At 32.7% G+C, this 19335-nt stretch carries 17 protein-coding genes; all 17 read right to left on the bottom strand.

Annotated elements, in window-relative coordinates; all coding sequences use genetic code 11:
- Positions 1-5 precede the first annotated feature (5 nt).
- Positions 6-1223: a GT-D fold domain-containing glycosyltransferase gene (locus WMO38_RS07530; RefSeq protein WP_349162043.1), complete on the bottom strand. Its 1218-nt coding sequence runs from the start codon at positions 1221-1223 to the stop codon at positions 6-8.
- A gap of 53 nt (positions 1224-1276) precedes the next feature.
- Positions 1277-1909, bottom strand: a complete 633-nt coding sequence (locus WMO38_RS07535) for a class I SAM-dependent methyltransferase (protein ID WP_349162045.1) — start codon at positions 1907-1909, stop codon at positions 1277-1279.
- Positions 1910-1959: 50 nt separating this feature from the next.
- Positions 1960-3153 carry a rhamnan synthesis F family protein gene (locus WMO38_RS07540; protein ID WP_349162046.1) on the bottom strand — a complete coding sequence of 398 codons (1194 nt, stop codon included), beginning with the start codon at positions 3151-3153 and terminating at the stop codon, positions 1960-1962.
- Positions 3154-3159: 6 nt separating this feature from the next.
- Positions 3160-4344 carry a radical SAM/SPASM domain-containing protein gene (locus WMO38_RS07545; protein ID WP_349162048.1) on the bottom strand — a complete coding sequence of 395 codons (1185 nt, stop codon included), beginning with the start codon at positions 4342-4344 and terminating at the stop codon, positions 3160-3162.
- A gap of 25 nt (positions 4345-4369) precedes the next feature.
- Positions 4370-5611, bottom strand: coding sequence for a glycosyltransferase family 2 protein (locus tag WMO38_RS07550; protein ID WP_349162049.1), 1242 nt, complete (start codon positions 5609-5611; stop codon positions 4370-4372).
- 4 nt (positions 5612-5615) lie between these two features.
- On the bottom strand, positions 5616-6893 hold the full coding sequence (locus tag WMO38_RS07555; RefSeq protein WP_349162050.1) for a CDP-glycerol glycerophosphotransferase family protein: 1278 nt from the start codon (positions 6891-6893) through the stop codon (positions 5616-5618).
- 25 nt (positions 6894-6918) lie between these two features.
- Positions 6919-9123, bottom strand: a complete 2205-nt coding sequence (locus WMO38_RS07560) for a hypothetical protein (RefSeq protein ID WP_349162052.1) — start codon at positions 9121-9123, stop codon at positions 6919-6921.
- An 83-nt stretch (positions 9124-9206) separates the two neighbouring features.
- Positions 9207-10334: a radical SAM protein gene (locus WMO38_RS07565; RefSeq protein ID WP_349162053.1), complete on the bottom strand. Its 1128-nt coding sequence runs from the start codon at positions 10332-10334 to the stop codon at positions 9207-9209.
- A 208-nt stretch (positions 10335-10542) separates the two neighbouring features.
- Positions 10543-10689: a hypothetical protein gene (locus tag WMO38_RS07570; protein ID WP_349162054.1), complete on the bottom strand. Its 147-nt coding sequence runs from the start codon at positions 10687-10689 to the stop codon at positions 10543-10545.
- Positions 10690-10726: 37 nt separating this feature from the next.
- Positions 10727-10963 carry a hypothetical protein gene (locus tag WMO38_RS07575; protein WP_349162055.1) on the bottom strand — a complete coding sequence of 79 codons (237 nt, stop codon included), beginning with the start codon at positions 10961-10963 and terminating at the stop codon, positions 10727-10729.
- Complete coding sequence (locus tag WMO38_RS07580; RefSeq protein WP_349162057.1) at positions 10947-12104, bottom strand: AAA family ATPase; 1158 nt, start codon at positions 12102-12104, stop codon at positions 10947-10949. The genes WMO38_RS07575 and WMO38_RS07580 overlap by 17 nt, the downstream gene beginning before the upstream one ends.
- Before the next feature lie 105 nt (positions 12105-12209).
- Positions 12210-13106, bottom strand: coding sequence for a LicD family protein (locus tag WMO38_RS07585; RefSeq protein WP_349162058.1), 897 nt, complete (start codon positions 13104-13106; stop codon positions 12210-12212).
- On the bottom strand, positions 13096-14889 hold the full coding sequence (locus WMO38_RS07590) for a glycerophosphodiester phosphodiesterase family protein (protein ID WP_349162059.1): 1794 nt from the start codon (positions 14887-14889) through the stop codon (positions 13096-13098). The genes WMO38_RS07585 and WMO38_RS07590 overlap by 11 nt, the downstream gene beginning before the upstream one ends.
- A 31-nt stretch (positions 14890-14920) precedes the next feature.
- Complete coding sequence (locus WMO38_RS07595; protein ID WP_349162061.1) at positions 14921-15853, bottom strand: sugar phosphate isomerase/epimerase family protein; 933 nt, start codon at positions 15851-15853, stop codon at positions 14921-14923.
- An 18-nt stretch (positions 15854-15871) separates the two neighbouring features.
- Complete coding sequence (locus WMO38_RS07600; protein WP_349162062.1) at positions 15872-16966, bottom strand: sugar phosphate isomerase/epimerase family protein; 1095 nt, start codon at positions 16964-16966, stop codon at positions 15872-15874.
- A 28-nt stretch (positions 16967-16994) separates the two neighbouring features.
- A complete protein-coding gene (locus WMO38_RS07605) occupies positions 16995-18344 on the bottom strand; it encodes a Gfo/Idh/MocA family oxidoreductase (RefSeq protein ID WP_021866373.1) in 1350 nt (449 codons plus the stop codon).
- Positions 18341-19252 (bottom strand): LicD family protein, encoded by a 912-nt coding sequence (locus tag WMO38_RS07610; RefSeq protein ID WP_349162063.1) that lies wholly within the window; start codon positions 19250-19252, stop codon positions 18341-18343. Before WMO38_RS07610 ends, WMO38_RS07605 begins: the two co-directional genes overlap by 4 nt.
- Positions 19253-19335 lie beyond the last annotated feature (83 nt).

Here is a 19335-nt window from a genome sequence, read left to right on the forward strand (position 1 = left end):
TATGATTATTCCACTTGTGCTATAATCTGCATCGCATATTTATCATCATATATCTGTGTTTCAGGTATTCTATACCATGTTAATTCAGACACACTTTTCCCCTCTATTATTATTCTCTCTGTAGCATGTCTCATGAACCACTCATATTCATTATCTATCTGCCCCAAATCTATAGCCTGGTATCCTTTCATTGCTAAATCATATGCTAATATAGTAGCTGTTGGTCCCAATGTAATTAATATCAAATCATCTGATGAGGCAGACTCTATTGCCTTATTTAAAATTTTATCATATACACTATATGCATTTGTATCTGGACATAAAATCCTCTTAATTGACTTGGCACTATCTAATAACCCATTGTTAACACCGGTCTTTGTATTTTTTCCTTCAATAATCAAGATATTTCTATTGTAGAACAGTTTTTTATATAATTTAAAGATTTCAAACGCATTTTTGTCTTTATCTTTATATATCATATATGGTCTAGATACATAGGCATCATAATATTCTCTTGACAAATCCAGCAACCCCATATGCTCCTGTCTTTTTTCCTTAGTCATATATTGCCTGATTTCATCTGCTGCCCTATCGTTATATTTATCTAAACTTCCATAATTATCAGCAATTGCTATCAAGATTTTCTCATTATCTGATTTTAAAATGTTTTCCAGTTTTTGTGCCATTTTATTATCATATTTTTGATACCACAATCTATTCTGTTTTAAAATAAAGCCAAATTCTCCATCTCCAAATCTGCATAAAGAACACTTTTTATCAATAATCTTCTCCAATAAATCTTTTGCTGGTTTTATCTTTACAGGAGAATTGCCATATTCATAAGGTGCATTATCTACTTGACGCTGTAATTTTTCTATTTTTATTTTCAGAAGTATGTTTTCTTTCAAATATGAAGTATCATTAATAAATTCATACTCACTCAAATCATCATGCCAATACCATATTAATTTATTCTCAATGCCTAAACTTTGAGCCTGTAACAATATCTGTTCTTTATAATACATAGTTGATATCAGATAATAGTCAATGCCAAGCTCTATTGATTTTTCTAATGAATATATTCTATATTGATTTTCCCAAATCTTATTCTGTTTCTCGATATTATTATCAACAAAACCTTCAAAAGCACACTTATCCATCAATATATCTTTAAATATGTATGATGCATATTGTCCTGTTCCCCATATAACTACTTTTTTCATCTTATACCTGCTTTCTTATACATACTAAAAATGAATTTGAAAACATTTTAAATTCATCTTTCATAACAAGAAAATGTTCTTGCCTTTATTGCTCCCGGATACCCTTCTATTCCGACAAATTCTTTCCCAACATGATCTTCCTTGCAACCAGAAAAGTATTTCGCTCCAAGCCTGTTTTCTATTGCAATATATAATCTTCCATTTTCATTTAATTTCTCCATACAGCTTATCAGCATACTTTCAAATGGATCATTATCCTGCATATAATAAAGAGAATATTCAAATACTCCTATCAAAGTTATTACATCAAATCTATTATCCAATTTTATATCTTGATAATTTCCCACATATATTTTTATGTTATCATTATCTCTATTTTTATAAGCATTAATTAATGAACGCCTTTTTGACAAATCTATACAAGTAACTTCTTTTGCCTCTCTTGCCAACGCCCCTGTAATTTCTCCACAGCCAGACCCTATCTCAAGCACACTATCATTTTTACTTATATCCATAACTTCTGTTATAAATTCCCTATTCTTTGATAAATGATAAAAAACCGCAAATGAATCCGTCTCGTTAATTGTTTTGTCATACTCTTTGTTATTTTTTACAATATTCAATAATTCATCTTCAATATCACCATTGGAATATTCATCAGTTCCGTTATAATATGTGTAATACAAGTCTACATTTCCTATATTTTCATTTTTAACTCTTTACAATTTATACTTTGTTAAAATAAATATATTCTTCTAAACTTATTTTCTTTTAATATATGTAATATATCCTGTTGATAATTGATACTGACTGCAATAATTATGCTAATATTTTTATTTTTAACAGAAGATACACTATATAATTTTCCAGATTCTATCCAATCCGGTTCATTTAAATTTTCCGTCACTATATAACCTTTTATATGTATATTTAACTTTTGTAAATATTTTACACAATCCTTTGCTCTGTCACCCGCACCGTAAATATATACTTCTTTCGATTTACCGACAAATTCTAAAATTTCTTTCTTCCTTTTTGGATAATTTCTTAACTCCGTCAGCGACCTGATTCCATACTCATCAGATAAAATATCAAATGTTTTTATCATATCATCTTGAATTTCTTCCAAAAAGCACTCTGCCCAAACATTATTCATAACAACTTTTGTAATATATCCGCTATCATCTGCAACATATGGTAATGCTCTTTCTATTGCATGACTTATAGTTCCATCCATTTTTAACGGCTCATCGTCAAAATCTTCATATTTCCAATTATGCTCATATAACTTTTTTAAAGCTTCACTCCTACACCAAAAAGCATTACCTATTGCGAGCGGATAATCTTTATATTCAATTACATTGTTACATCCCAACATTTCCAATAATTTTACTGTATTATTATAATTTTTGAGCCAACTGTTGGTATACCACCTTGATATATTTTTACTATATGGTGCAGGCGGAATCATTAAGCCTACTTTTTTATTATTTTTCATATAATTCAAAACATTATTAATATAGTTTTCGCTTCCCAACATGTTTTCAAACATATTGCTCACCCATTTTTCAGTATCCGGTATCATATCTTTATTTTTTGCCATCTTATCGTGTATAAAACATACATATTTGTAATTAATAAATATATCTTTTGCAGAAATAAGCATCGCACTTATATCTCTTCCCCTGTTTTGCTTTATCCTAATTTCTTTAATATTTTTAAATTCGCAACAATTTTTCTCCAATAATTCTTTTAATTTAACATTTGATGTTATTATATATACATCAACTTTTTGAGGTATATTTTTTAAATATTTTAAACAAATTTCAATTTTATCTAAATAATACAAATATACTACAACTACAGACGTACTATAGTCTTTAATTAAACTTCCTTCTTTTTTTTGTAAAATACAATATCGATTTTTCATTTTCCCCTACCTTACTTTTGCGAACATACATTTTCTGCATATTATATCAATATTACATTCCAAATTCATAGCTTTTTTTATTTCATTTATTGCTTGTCCGTTTATAATATTCTCATAACTTTGTGTTAATAAATTTCCTAAAACATGTTTCATTCCAAAATCATTACAACACAGAACCACCGTTCCATCCGGAAGCAATACATTATGATTAATATTAACCGAACGAGTGCAATAAAGTTTTCCATGTACATCAGCCATTGTCAGATTATTATCTTTATTATCCAAATTTCCTGCTCGATCTGACATCTCACAATATATTTTAAATTTGCCTTTTGTTATTTCTAATACCTTTTCATGTGGTTTACTTTGACAATTTGCCTCATCAACGAACATTGAACCATCTTTTTTATGTGTATTTGTTATAATTTTTAAAAGTTCCAAATACTCTTTTGTAACAGGTATATTTGCAAATCCATCTTTATCCGCTGTATGCAAAACAACCTGTTTAAACGGTAATCTGATTATACGTTCCAAATCATTTTTGTTAAGACCAACCAATGTAGTAAAAAGCGTCATATCATAACCTTTTTCATTTGCATAATACATCATATCTATTGACTCTTTATTCAAAAACGGTTCTACAAATCCAGCAAATTCAATCAGTGTATCTTTAGGCAATTTATTCAGACATATTTTAAACTGCTCTAATGTCATATTGGAATTTCTTTTAGTATTATCCTTGTAATACGCATCAATAAAATTTCTTTGCGGACAATATCTGCAATTTACAACACAGCCTATTTTAGGTGTTATTTCCATTGTTGGTCTTATTCTTCTCTTTTTCTCATAATCGTCAATCATCAATATATTATTGGGCATTTCAATAAAAATATTATCGTTATTTTCTTTTAGTTTTTCACTTATTCTTTTTTCTCCGTGTTCTATAAAAGCCATTAAAAAAACTGCATTGTTATCACTTATCCCATCAAACTGAACTACAGGTACATTATTTATTGTCTCAACATTTCCGTTTATATCTGTAACACAAAAAGCTTTAATATTAATTTTATTATCACAACATATTTTATATATAATCTTCCCTACTTTACCTGCCCCATAAATATATATATTTTTTTTATCATAACGTTTAATTTCTTTCACATATTCTTTTACAGTATTTATTTGTTCCATAAATTTACCTCATATTCTAACCTTATCACAACACAGCTTTTAATAATAATTGAGGATTTGCTATATATTCGTTTTTTATCCAAACAATTCTGTCATAAGAAATGCCTCTGCTTACCAACCCTGATTTTATATCTGTTGCCGCATCTGCATTCAAAGCCGTAATTATTATTTTATCTGTGCCGTCCAACTCAATAGACTCAGGTGATTTGATTTTATAATGTATTCCTGCATCCTCCAGATTTATAATGCTGTACATTTTATCAACCCAATTTACAATATTACACCTGCTATTTTCTTTTAAGTATCTGTAAATATTAATACCATTTACACCTGCACCGTAAATTATAACTGAAGTATCGCAATCGATTCCCCCATACGGTATCAAATTTTTTTCTGATCTAATATCAAATGATTTTATATCATTTAAAAGCAAAAAAAACATTTTAAAATAATCAAACTGTCTTGATAACTCCTCTCTGTATTGACCGGCATTATTAATAACCTCATTCATAGTTTTAATATGCAACTCCAATATTTCTTTTGCATTATTTAATTTTGTTCTTTTCAATGAATTATTAACTACTCTATAATGGTAAAAAGCTCTGTTTATAACCGCAACAGACTGATGTTTTATCAAATACGGATATACACTTACAAAATCCTCAAACATTGATTGCCTGAAATCCAATTTCATATAACATTCGGATATATATTCTCTTTTAAAAAGTTTATTCCATATATATATTGTATTTACCCCATAATTGTAAAATTCGCCGTCATACATTAATTTATCAAGAATATTATTTTTAAAATTTTCTCCTTTATATACACCTTCTTGTAATTTATATTTTCTTTCTTTACATGACATATCTCCATAACTGTCTATAACCCCTGTTTCTACCATGTCAACATTATATTTTTCAATATTTTCAAACATACACTGATACATTTCCGGTTCTATCCAATCATCACCATCGACAAATCCTACATATTTTCCCTGTGCTACTTGCAGTCCTGCCTGCCTTGCAGAAACAAGTCCTTGATTAACTTTATGAATAACCTTAATTCTTGAATCCTGTACCCTGTACCCATCACATATTTCTGCCGAACCATCTGTTGAACCATCATCAACGCATATAATTTCTATATTCTTATATGTTTGATTTATAATACTTTCTATACATTTTCCAATATACAAACTAACATTGTAAACAGGTATTATTATTGATATATCAGGCATCTGCATTTCCTCTCTTTTATTTAACACTATATTAAATATCCCTAATCTTTTTCTCTATCTCCCCTGCAAGCTTTTCGCTCGCATTGCCGTTAAAAACAAGCCCGATTTTTTTGTAAAACTCGTTTAATTTTTCATTATATGTTTCCTGATTAAATCCTGCAATATCGCTTTCGAGCTGCTCGTTATTGTTTGCAACCGTAAACGGAAATATTAAATTAAGCTTCGGTGTAAACGCCTTATTATTGGTAATTCGTTCCCTTGGATAAGACGCCAGATTCCACATCAAAGCCCCTCTGTCTTTTGCATATTTCTGTATGTCATCAGCATATATAAACACAGGAATATGTGCAAATCCCGCTTCAAAACATGCACTTGAATAGTCTGTTATGTAAGCATCCATTGCTGCAAGTATCTCATACATATCATCAGCCTGACTTTCATCAATAAGTCTGCTTTGTACATCTGGATTCTTATACTTACTGAATGTCGGTGCTAATTGAGGGTGAACTCTTATGCACACATACCATTCTCCGCCGAATTTTTTTTCAAGATTATCTATAAGTCTCTTGAAATCTATCGACCATATTTCTGAATACACACTGCGGATTCCATCCTTTGCACCTTCTCTGAATGTCGGGGCAAACATTATTACCTTTGCATCTTCTGGAAGATTATATTTCCCATGGAATCTTTCTTTCAATAAACTTCTGTCTCCGTAAAGCACATCGCATCTCGGTGCACCTGTTTTCAGAAATGTCCCCTCATAAACAAGTGCTTTATCAAAACACTGCTCACACCAATCAGAATCAATAACCAAATCATCTATCATATCCGAATCATTTTTACTTACCAGATATGCCATCTCTGAAAATCCTTCACCTCTTAGTAATCCAGTACATTTAATTCCTATTGTGTAATGATTCACATTAAGATAATACTGTCCCTTACGCTTACATGTACCAAATAGCTTTCTATAGTTATCAATCCACACGCTTGATCTTGTAAGCCAGTATGCTCTGCTCCATAATGTATTAGGAACCTTTTTTATATATTGTGGAAATTTTTTACTCATATCATTAACAAACCATACAAACTCATATTCGGGATTCATCTCATGCAATTTTTTCACAAGTGGTTTTGCATTACATCCAAATCCACCTTTCCCCTCAAATGTACATACGCTTATAAGCTTTTTTTTAATCGGAAATATTCTACATATATAAAAACATATTTTTTCTCTAAATGCTTTTCTGCATCTTTTCTTTATATATTTAATTTCTTTTGGGTCTGTTGCAACTGTGTGTTCCACTTTAATTCCTTTCAAATTATAAATTCTATATTTCTAACATTATCTCTTTCCCACCAACAAAATCATTATCAAAATAAAATCCTTTAAGAATATCTTTTGATACATCACACATGCCATTTAGCATATTGTAAAACAGATTATCCTCCAGACTTTCTTTCCTATCATGCATCAATTTTATATATTCCTCACTGTTAACTGCCAATACACCTTTATAAATATTTATATAATCTCTAATAAAATTAACCACGCCACAATTTACTTTTTCTTTGATATGAAAATATTTCTGGCTTTTTCCATCTGATTCACATATCCTGCTGCCATGATTATCAATATACTTAATCATACCGTGTGGAGCTGTTATAAAAGTTTCTATATGCATATTCTTTTTTTTTGCAAGACTTTTTTCTGCAGTATAATCAATGCCATACTGAAAACACGCATCCACAGATATATCTTTCATATACATATTATCTTTCGATAAGCATGCATAAAAGCAATATCCTTTTGTCTTAATATTAGTTAATCGTTGCAGATAATACTGATTAGTACCATAATATCCCAAATCAACTGTTCCATACGTCAGATCTTTTTGCATATCCCCGTCAATTTCAAGATATTTAATATAATTTTCTCTTTCTGCCTTTGCTTCTTGCATTATCTTTTCTTTATAAGGCTGAATCCACTTTAATATGTTATGACTATCTCCAACTGCGTTAATCTGCCTATCATTATATTGTGAGGTTGCATCTGTAACCATTATTTCAAATCTTGATTTCATATAATCAGCAAATGTTCCTACATAAGGAAATGCTACAACTCTCTTAAAATCCTCTTCATTTTCTATTGCAGCCATATATATTAATCTTCTCGATATTGGAAGATAGCACCAATCCTGCCTATAGCCATCGCACAATAACTCTGATGCAATCTTATAATCCTTTTCAAGGAAATACCCATCTCTTGCAAAGAATAATAACTTATCTATTCCGTCTTTTCTTGAATTGTAATACAACCATATAAGAAACTTTTCAAGTAATGGACCATAGACACAATATCCATAAATCTCACTGTCATCAAATAATACTTTACCATTCGTACTGCATAATGCAAATGGACTATTAAACAGCTTTGCAATTACAAGCCCAAGGCATATGCTATCTGATACTGTATTAATATTTGCTGCCAATTCCGATAATGACGAATTCCTAAACATATCTTTTCCACTCATAACATAATATGAGTTTATTCCATATTTTTTTGAATTTTCAATATCTCCGATTTTATTATCTCCAATATGAATACATTTGGCATTTTTACCAACTACAGAAGAATATTCTTTCCACAACGAACCCGATATCTTATCTTTCTTTTTCTCACATGATATCCATATATGTCTGTCATCAATAACACTTAATCCACATTTATCCAGCAGTCTCTTTATATCCTGCAATGTGTAATACATATCACTTATCAGATAAACTTCTTTTCCAGACTCTATACAATACTCATACAACTCAGCAATATCTTTTCTTGCAATACACAAGTCCATATCTGTTTTTTTCTCTAATTGCATAATATCCGACATATTCTTATCTGTAAGATCAATCTGTTTCTTTATCTTTTCATATATTTCATTAATAGTTGCAAAAGGTCCACATTTGGCTGCTACCTGTGCTCTTATATCAGCGATATTACAATCTGATTTTAATTCTCCCTTAATCTTTTCACCCAAAAGCCTGAATACATCTTCCGGCGAAAATATTTTTCTCATAATTAATGTATCAAATATATCAAATGAAACTATATCCGCCTGATCTATCTTATCTTTTAATTCTTCGTATGAACTTTTCCAATACTCATTTTGTTCATAGCTTTTATCTTTATCAGACAAACACGCTAATCTTCCGTCTGCGTAATATACCGGAATTGTCACTTTACCAGATATTCTTTTGAATATTATTTCATAATTGGACGGGTCCGAATTAATAATTATTAAATCTGCTTTTTCTTCGATATTATCTATAGGAATAACCTTAATATCACAAAGCTCTTTGCCAACATTATTTTTATCGCGGTCAAGAAGCCCTGTTATATTATAATCTGTTATGCCCGGAAGCAACGTAGCCGTACGCCTTCCTATTCCGTATATTGCTATACGCATATTTTTTTTATCATCAAATATTTTTCTGAAATTTTCAATTTCTATTTCATATTTTGACTTCTGTTCCATATGAATTTCCTTCTGATTCAATCCCATCTGATTAAGCTTTAACTGAGTTAATTTTATCCTAAATATTTGTATTCAAAATATTTTTACATCTGCTGTGCTGCTTTGACAAACTCCGTATTATCATTACCACATCCGCCGCATATTTTGCATAACTTGACAAAGCCTTTTGCAAGATTTCCTTTACTGTGTTCAAGTATCATTTCCTTTGCATTTTCATCATCATTCAACACTCTTAAATCCAAATAGTCATCCGGCACTGTTTTTAACAATTTTGCTTTATCGGCACTCCACGAAACATGGCAATAATAATATTTTCCATCATTAAGTCCGTGAAAAATTGGTCCGCATGAAAGCATATGTTCTCTTACTTTATCAAAATCATACATTCTGTTATTAACTGGAAATCCAAAATCACACCACCTTAATGAACGATTAACCGAATATCTCAAATTCGCATCTGACACAATCTGAACGGCATTTTCAAATCTTTCTTTATAATCAACAACATCTGTATAGTCACTGAAATCATACTTTATGTCATACTTCTTTGACACTTCAATAAGCTTTTCGCTAGGTAACAACGTGCCATTGGTAATAATTCCAATATTTCCGATTCTGTCACCGTATTTTTGTCCTATAAGTTCTATCATATCGGCAAGTTCTTTATTAAGAAGAGGCTCTCCGCCCAAAAGTCTGTATGATACAATATAATCAACATGCCTAAAAAGCAGCTCCAGATCAGCTAATATATCAATTGCCGTATAGTCAATCTGTTCTTTATAGTATGGCATGAACATATTGCAATGTCTGCATTTCAATGTACATCTTGATGTTATTGTACTGTGAACTTCCATCAGACAAGCTTTCTTCTTATATTTCCAAAACCATTCTGTGAGAAACTGTTCCATTGAACAGAAGTTTTCCCCGGAAATAAATCCCAGTTTTTCTAAATCTTTACCAACTAATTCAACATTTCTGTTAGCTGTCATAATTATGATTTTGTAGTTTTTCAACTCATCTTTAACATCATCGACATATTTTACAGCTATACCCTTGTATTCAATATTACACTTACTCTTATCGCTATCAACAATATAGACAATGTTAAAATTATTTTTAAAAAAATCAAGGTTATCATGTGCAACCTTGCCAAATCCATATATAATTATATTTTCTGTATTTTCCCAATCATCAGTAAGTCTGCATTCCATTTGTAATAACCTCATTCAAAAAATTAAAGCCCTGCATACAAATGCAGGGCTTATACACCAATCGCTATATTGCTACGATTCTTTGATATATTATTCAAGCGACTCCATTCGCACACCGATGATAATTTAAATAGCAAATTTTATCACCTATAATTCCTAATTATAATTAATATATCGGCTTATTTTCTATTTTCTTAACCTTTGTTTTTTATTTGCTCACATCTAAATATTTAATAAACTCTTTCTGTGCCTCCTGATTTGAAATCCAAACAATATGCTTATAAAAATCATACGTAAGATATCCCAGATGCACAAGAAGCGTAAGCACATCATCAGCACTCTCAAGTGTTGTCATATCATTCTGGAACTTATCTGTATTTACAGAAACACTTTCACCGGCAATAAGTCTTACAATATGTACTCGGTTTTAATTTGTGATTTTTTCTTAATTCTCGCTCATATTCTTTAATTTTTCCCTCATTGCATATTATCAATTTCTCAATTTCCGGAGCTGTTATAACATTTTTCACATCAACCTTATCCTCATATGCTTTACTTAAATTAAATTTTTCTCTACGAGAATCCAAAATACGATAAACCGTTATTTTACCTTCAAATTCTTTTCTCAAACACTTTTTTCAATGCCATATATGCTTCATATTCAGGCACAGTTCCTCCCAGATACCCACTGTCATATACCTCACTCTTTTTGATGTCATTTCTTTTTAATATTGAAGATAATTTCTCTACACCTATTCCGCCCTTATTTCTGACAATATAGATGCTATCGTTACGTTCAAATTCATCCAGCAATTCTGAATAATGCGTTGAAAATAAAATTGTTGCACCTTTTTTATTAACCTTTTCATCCATAAAAAACCGTATTAATGTTGCAACAATCTCGCGATTAAAATGATTCTCTATTTCATCAATTATCATATAACCGCCCTCAGAAAAGGAAAACGCCGCACTCATAAACACGCCAAGACCTTTTATAGTTCCAGAAGATAAATAATTCTCCAAAATTCTTGTATTATTTATTATAATTTCTTCTTTTCCATAAAATTTTAAGCGTATATCCACCTTTTTATCATTAAGACTACATTCAAGGTATTCTATGCTCGGATCTAAAAATGTCAATAACTCTTTTGGAAACCTTCCAAGAACATTTAATATATTGTGATCCGCCCACTCTAACATATCACATACAAAAATCCCACTATTATTCTTTTTATTCCGGGCAACTATAATACTGACATCGTCCATCAAATACTGTTCATTTTTATTTCTTATTTCTTCCAAATCATTTTCATTAAATACAAACAGAGTTTTTTTTGTTTTTACTTTATCAGCATTCTTAGACCAAAGTTTTTCATCTTTAATAATTAATTTTTCACTTCCATCCGTCTCGTTTATCTTTTTTGTTATTACTGTAACCAGTTTATTTACATTTTTACCATCATAAAAAAATGATGTGATAATAACATCTTCATCTTTACTCAAATCATCCATAATAATTTTTGATTCTATATTATTAATTGGCTGATTATTAAGCAATTTCATCACAAATGAAATTGTTTTCAGTATTGTAGTTTTACCTGAAGCATTAATTCCTATAAATAATATAGCTCTGTTTACATATATATTAGAAAATACATTAAACAAATGCTCTTTATCATAAGTATCAACTCTTTGCTGTGCCACAAAATCAATATTAAGTTCATCCTTAACATGAGGCAGACCATTTACAACTATTTTTAATATTTTCATGCAGCCCTCCAATATATAATTACAACTTTTTCGTTTTTATATTTCCATTATATCCATTTATATAATTATATTCAAGGGTTAATTACGATTTGCTCGTTTTTATTTTCACACCTCATACCCATTCTCAAGCAAAAACTCTTTCTGCTTCGCATAGAACGGATAGTTATGCGAACTTGTGTTACAGACAGGAACTTTATAGTCACCGTAAAGCATTGTAAGAATATCGTCATGTCCACACGGAACTGCTATATCCATATCCTCAAACTTCATATCCACCGATGAATCATACCATTCTTTGTTATATCCAAATCCAACATCGCCCTGTGCATTACGTGCAAGAAATGTAAGTTTATCGCTTTCTTCTTCGGTAAACATGGCTGCGATACTGTCTGCAAGCCGCCATATCTGACCTCTTAAAGTATTATCACGAACAAATTTCACGTTATAAATCTGCTCAATCTGCCCTAAATTATCTTCCAATTCCTGCCTGGAAATCTCATAAAATCTTATCGCAATATCGTACAATGCAACATACATATTAAGCTGAAGTCCAGCAAGTTCTGAATCTCTCGGCACATAATCAAGCGGATAAATATCGATTCCTGCAACATACGGACATCCAAAGAACTTTTCCTGCACTGAAGCCGGTATTGGAACTCCTGTATAATCAGACACACTCATAAACGGCTGACCGCTTGTATCTGAAAAATAAAATCCATTATATACATAATCTGTATTATTTTCTTTCTTAAACGCTTCAATAAGACGCATATAATCCGCACGTTTAAGGCATATGTCAATGTCATCATCCCATGGTATGAAGCCTTTGTGTCTTACTGTCCCAAGTAGTGTCCCGTAATCCGCAAAATAGGGTATGTCATATTTTTTGCATACACTTATGACAAATGAAAGGACTTTCATTTCGACCGCCCAGACTTTTTTCATCTCTGCACTGATATAAAAGCCTTCACGTACTTCCTCTTTAAAAAAATCACTGTTCATCAAGATACCTCTCCGGCATATTTGTAAATATATCTGTAGCCCCATAAAACCTGTATTTATTAAGGTCAGGTTCTTTCAACGGTCTTCCATCCTTAAAGAACGGTTCTTCACCATTCCATGCCCGCACCGGCATGTCTTTCATATGCTCAGGCAGTTCAAATACAAGCCCACCTATATATGGATGGAGTGCTTCCGCACCTGTCTTTTGTGCCATTGCTATGCAATCTTCTAACGAGCCAGCTAAAACTCCTGTTTTTGCATCTTTATCTATCTTTTTGATGCAGGATACCGAATCTGCCAGAAATGAAGACCATACAATATATTTTTCCATTCCATATGATTTTACAAGCTTATAAGCTTCATCCTCTATTCCCTCATAACGTACTTTGCTCGTTTTTAATTCTATATTAATTAACAGTCCGTTGTTTTCACAATATGGTTTTAAAAGTCCAAGAACCTCCGTCAAAGTTGGAATCTGTGCATATCTGCCGCCATTTGATGTTATCTTGAAACTTTTGAGTTCATCAAGTGTGCAATCTTTTATATTTTTGTCAATTCCCGTAACACGACTTGCATTTTCGTCATGAAATACAACTATTTTCTTATCCTTACTAAACTGTATATCCAGCTCAACACCTGTAATTCCTTTAAGCTTGGCCGCAGCCTTGAAGCTTTCGAGCGTATTTTCGGGATAAAGCGTGCAACAGCCCCTGTATGCCCATACTCTCGGCTTTTTTATATCCTTGCCAAATAATTCTTTCTGTTTTTCCTGAACCTGTGGTCTGTTCCACTCGATAAATTTTTCCATAACATCTGCTGTTGCTATTGAAATTTCACGATTTGTGCAGGCTTCTGTACCCGTCCATATTGATATCTTCTGGCACTTGCTATCCGAGCTGTTAACTCTGTTTATCTTTTTTATATTATTTACATTATTTATAAACTTTTTCAACTCATATTGCAGTCCTGAACCCTCATAAGCATATTTGTACACTTCTTTTTTATTCGGGTCTTCGTATCTTATCTCAAATTCTTTTGTAAGCCACCATGGTGACTTGGCAAGAATATATCCGTTTGTTCCCGATATGAGAAGCTGGCCTTCTGTCTTTACGCCAAGCCCTGTCTTTACTTCAGCAGATTTACCGCCAAATGAAAAAACTGCCTTTGTATATGCATCAACACCGTTTACAGCCCGCATTGAATGGAATCTTACGTCATCGTAATCGCATCCTAGAAGTTCAAACACCGGCATACATACATAACTACCAAACTCAAGGAAACTTCCGTTGTAATCCTGTGCCATATATTCTCTCGTATTAACAGGAGTAAGTCTGGAAAATGCCGCCTCAACATCTATGATTCTTCCTATTTTTCCACTCTTTGCAGCTGCCATCATGGCATGAAATCCCGGACAGTAAGCAGTCTTTACAGCTTCCATAAATACAACATTATTTTCTTTTGCAAGGCTATACAGTTCTTCCGCCTGTGCTTTTTTAAGCACTGCAGGCTTCTCACAAAGAACATGTTTTTTATTATTTAACATATATTTTGCATACTCATAATGTGTCTCATGCAAAGATGCAATATATACAGCGTCTGTAAGCATAGTAAGCTCCTCAAGACTATCTGTATAATTTTCTATTCTGTGCTGTATTGCAAATTTTTCTGCACTTGCAGCCTTTGGATTATATACACAGCTTACATATGCACTTTCAATCCCGGCAAATGCCGTATCTGCAAACCTTGACGCAATTCTTCCTGTTCCGATTATTCCGATTCTCATAAGTTTCTACTGCCTTTCCGCTTCAAGACCTCTAGCCTTCATTTTCTATTCTTTCAGCCATATATTCTCCAATAGAACATATTGTTTTTAAAACACTTGCAGACATTCCCTTCGGAAAACTGTTCATTGTAGGAAATGTCTCAAAGCTGAGCGTTCCATCAAATTTAATATCTTTTAGACCTTTATAAATTCTGTCCCACACCTGGCCTTCTGATTCATTCGTGCCAAATGTATATGGCATCTGATGTAAATCACCAATAGCATCATTTTCATGAATATGAAGAACTTTCAGCCTGCTGCCAAGTTTTGTTATGAATTCATATGAATCTCTTTTTACAAGCTGGAGATGTCCCGTATCAAGACAGAACCCGAATAATTCCTCTCCCGCATAATCATTTAACGTATCAAGATACCATATGGCATCATCAGGGTCAGCACACACACCCTCAACAAGTCTCTGTCCGATACCCTCATAAAGATTTTCAAAGCAGATTCCGACATTGCACTGCTTTAACAGTGGAATGAGCATCTTAAAATACTCAATATTTTTCGCACGTTCAACATCTTTTCCATACACATACTGCATTTTAAACGGATGAACAACCATCCACGGAACACCTAAAAATTCCGCTATCAATATATTTTTAGGTATTACATTCCCCTGCATATATTCATTCTGTTTTCCTCTTCCAAGAACATTTACCGGATAAGGTGCGTGCATCTGTGACGGACTAATTCCCGCCTTTTCCATTGCAATCCTGTAATCATTGAAATATACAAGCAAATCTTCTACTGAAGCATCAAAAAATCTATTAACATTACCGGCGTATAAATCTGAATTTTTCAAAAATGTATCTATACTCAGGTCAACTTTTTCAAATCCGGCATCTTTAATAAACTGAAAGCCTTTATCTACCGGCATATCAGGAAGGATTCCTTTGGTCTGTACTCCTACTTTAAGCATTTTTCACCTCACAACTTACTACATATAATAATGGTCCCAATAGCATCTGTATTCGACGCCCATGCTGTCAAGCTGTGCACCGATAGCATCATAATACATATTGCAAATCCACACATTTCGCTCACTTTCCGGAACATTAAGGATTTCATCAGGTGATTTAACAGGTATTCCCCATCTTTCCTGACCCTGGATTTCAGAATTATTATCTACAAGAAATGCCGGCGGGTACTTGTCTCCCCAGTTCTGCATATAATTAAGTGCCATTCTCCCGGCCCCGAAAAGAATAATTTTCTTTCCGTCAGCCGCGAGATATTCTTCAGTCTTAAAACAGCTCTCAATCCACTCTTCATACATTGCTTCAAGAAGTTCTGCCATTGATTTATGAAGCTTTGCCGGTGTTCTTTTAAATGTGCCTTCAACATTAAATACAAATCTTCCGTCAAATCCTGTTCTTGACAAATCGCCTATTATATTGTCCCAGTCTGTTGAAAGCAGTCCTCTTCCTGTCGTAAATGTATATGGCATCTGATGATAATCGCCTTTTCCGTCGTTATCGTTAATATGCATTATACCGGTCTTTTTACCGCACACTCTAACCATATCCCTCACGTTTATACCAAGAAGATTAGCATGTCCAACATTGATACAGATTCCAAATTTATCACAGCCTGCAAGCAGATTAAGTTTATCTGTAAGTTCAACAAGCCTTGAACCTTCAGAATAATCATTATGATAGAATCTGCCATTATCATTCGTATAACCATTTTCTATAAAAACATTAACATCTGATGCAGCAATTTCATTGACACATTCATCAATAATCTGTTCCAGAACAGACGCTTTTTTCACATTTGCTGTATCAATAACAATATATGCATTGTATCTGTCTGCAACAGACATTGCATCCCTAAATATCTGCGAAGCATTTTCTTTTAAAAATCCTTTATCTGTAAAATCACACAGACTGATTGCAATTCCGTCAATATTTCCACCATTTTCAAGAATCATATCTGCACTTTTACAACCAGTATATTCCAGTTCAAAATCCTCTAATCCGGCTTTAATCACGCCATGCAAGTCCATTCCGTCAACATACTTAATCCCTGACTTCACTTATCTTCCCCTTTCCGCTGTCTAGAAATCATCCATTTTTTCTGTTTTTCTTCTGCTCCATGAATTTTTCAACAAATTCAGACATTATAATTGATTCTCCTGATGTAAGCTTATAATCTTTCTTGTCTGTTCCATTAATCTTGGAAACAAAATCACTTATTTCATATCTCAGACCATCTCCCTGGAATCTAGGCTCAAAATGCTCAATCTTTGATGAATCCTCATATCTTACATCAAATTTTTTCATAAGCCACCACGGAGATTGTGCAATTATATATCCTTTTGTTCCTGAAACAACAAGCTGTCCTTCTGTTTTTACGCCAACGCCTGTCTTCACTGTTGCAAATCCGTTGTCATAGCGTATATCAACCTTTGTATACAGGTCAACTCCATTGCCATCATATATACTGTCAAAAGTAGCTGATGTGTAATCTTTTCCCATCAGCTTAATTACCGGCACAAGCACACTTGGTCCAAACTCCAGAAATGCACCGCCATATTCTGCATCTGTACGTTCTCTTGAAAGCGGGTCTGCAAGTCTTGTAAATGATGCTTCAACGTCAACTATATCCCCGATTTTTCCACTTTTTGCGACATTGATAAGCTGCTGGAATCCCGGACAATATGCTGCTTTTACAGCTTCCATAAGAACCACGCCTTTTTCTTTTGCACTTGTATACAATACTTCACTCTCTTTTTTGGTAAATGAGAGTGGTTTTTCCGAAAGCACATGTTTTCCTGCTTCTATCGCTTTTTTTGCATATTCAAAATGTGTTTCATTAGGTGAAGCTATATACACGGCATCTACATTTTCAAGAAATTCTTCATAATCGCCTGTATAGCACTTTATTTTCTCGCGTTTTTCAAATCTCTTTGCACTCTCCTCTACCGGATTGTAAGCACATTCTATCGTAAGTCCACTTACATATTTTGATTCCGATATAAATCTTGGTGCAATTCTTCCCGTACCTACTATGCCAATTCTTACAATTTTGAACTGTTTTTTTCTAAGAAATGTTGAAGAAATATTGGGCGTTCTCTCAAGATAGACTACTTTACAGAAGGCATTAAGATAATCAAATGTTCCTACCCAGTCTGAACCAACAGTAAATATATCCGCACCGTATTTTTGAATATCTTCAATTTTCTGCCCATCATGATCTTCAACAATAATCATGTCGGCAAAACCTGTCTTTTTGACATTCTCTATACGCTCAATTATAGGGTCAACAACATTGACCTTACCCCTTGCTTCGTCAAAATGCTCAGTTGTAACGCCAACTATTAAGTAATCACCCAACTCTTTTGCTCTTTTTAAAAGATTATAATGTCCCTGATGAAATAAATCGAATGTTCCGTATGTAATTACTGTCTTCATATCTTTATACCCATCTGGCTGTAAAGCTCCCTTTTCTGTTTTTTATAAAATGGGTATTCATGACTGCTGTTAGCAATTATCGGAGTCATATAATTTTCACCGTATTTTTGTTTTAATATCGCATCGTATCCAACCGGAACAGGAATCGTTGTATATTCAAAAGGCATCTCTATTGCTTCGCTATAATATTCTTTTGGATATACATCCAAAGGTCTGGGACCCACATGGTCAGGCATAAGTGCAATTTTTGTTGACTCTTCTTCTGTATACATCATATTAAGTCTGTCAATCAGTCTCAGCAGCTGATTTTCAAGAGGTTTACTATAGTCAAACTTTACATTAAGCATCTGCTCTACTTCAATTGCAGCTGCCTTTATTGTTTCATCATCATAAATATTTTCTTCTATATTAGCAACAAGTGCTGACACAATTTTTATAATTTCACATGTATATTCATCATCTTCCTGCGTTGGTGCAACATAATCAACAATAAATATATCAAGTCCTATCACCCATGGGCATCCATGGTATTTTTGAAGATGTTCATCATCAAATCGTATTCTTTTGCCATTAACAACTCTCGTTATGAGACTATTCCACCATTCTTCAGTATATATAGTTACCAAATCAAGTTCTGTTGTCTCTTTTGGAAATACTTCACAAAACTTAATATAATCCTGACGTTTCATAGTTATATCCATATCATCATCCCATGGAATAAAACCTTTGTGCCTTACTGCACCAAGCAGTGTTCCCCAGTCAGCAAAATATGTTATATTATGTTTTTTACATATCCTATCTATCTCATGCAGCACTTCAAGCTGTGCTGCCCATACTTTCTTCATCATGCTTTCAACGTAAAAGCTGTTGCGGATCTCGCCCTCTAAAAAATTATCAGGTACACGCATATTTATCACTCCATACAATCAATTTTCTTAACACGTCTTAATTAGTTCTCTTCTTCTATCCCCAGTGTCTTCATAAAGTAAAA

It is taken from the genome of Lachnospira hominis (ex Hitch et al. 2025) (assembly GCF_040096395.1).
Lineage (GTDB): Bacteria > Bacillota > Clostridia > Lachnospirales > Lachnospiraceae > Lachnospira > Lachnospira hominis.

What these genes read in the sequence shown, in the direction of transcription:
- WMO38_RS07545 (WP_349162048.1), bottom strand. Translation starts at nt 4,344, where the DNA reads ATGGAACAAATAAATACTGTAAAAGAATATGTGAAAGAAATTAAACGT.
- WMO38_RS07595 (WP_349162061.1), bottom strand. Translation starts at nt 15,853, where the DNA reads ATGCTTAAAGTAGGAGTACAGACCAAAGGAATCCTTCCTGATATGCCG.
- WMO38_RS07570 (WP_349162054.1), bottom strand. Translation starts at nt 10,689, where the DNA reads ATGACAACACTTGAGAGTGCTGATGATGTGCTTACGCTTCTTGTGCAT.
- WMO38_RS07590 (WP_349162059.1), bottom strand. Translation starts at nt 14,889, where the DNA reads ATGAGAATCGGAATAATCGGAACAGGAAGAATTGCGTCAAGGTTTGCA.
- WMO38_RS07530 (WP_349162043.1), bottom strand. Translation starts at nt 1,223, where the DNA reads ATGAAAAAAGTAGTTATATGGGGAACAGGACAATATGCATCATACATA.
- WMO38_RS07605 (WP_021866373.1), bottom strand. Translation starts at nt 18,344, where the DNA reads ATGAAGACAGTAATTACATACGGAACATTCGATTTATTTCATCAGGGA.
- WMO38_RS07580 (WP_349162057.1), bottom strand. Translation starts at nt 12,104, where the DNA reads ATGAAAATATTAAAAATAGTTGTAAATGGTCTGCCTCATGTTAAGGAT.
- WMO38_RS07610 (WP_349162063.1), bottom strand. Translation starts at nt 19,252, where the DNA reads ATGCGTGTACCTGATAATTTTTTAGAGGGCGAGATCCGCAACAGCTTT.
- WMO38_RS07560 (WP_349162052.1), bottom strand. Translation starts at nt 9,123, where the DNA reads ATGGAACAGAAGTCAAAATATGAAATAGAAATTGAAAATTTCAGAAAA.
- WMO38_RS07565 (WP_349162053.1), bottom strand. Translation starts at nt 10,334, where the DNA reads ATGGAATGCAGACTTACTGATGATTGGGAAAATACAGAAAATATAATT.
- WMO38_RS07585 (WP_349162058.1), bottom strand. Translation starts at nt 13,106, where the DNA reads ATGAACAGTGATTTTTTTAAAGAGGAAGTACGTGAAGGCTTTTATATC.
- WMO38_RS07540 (WP_349162046.1), bottom strand. Translation starts at nt 3,153, where the DNA reads ATGAAAAATCGATATTGTATTTTACAAAAAAAAGAAGGAAGTTTAATT.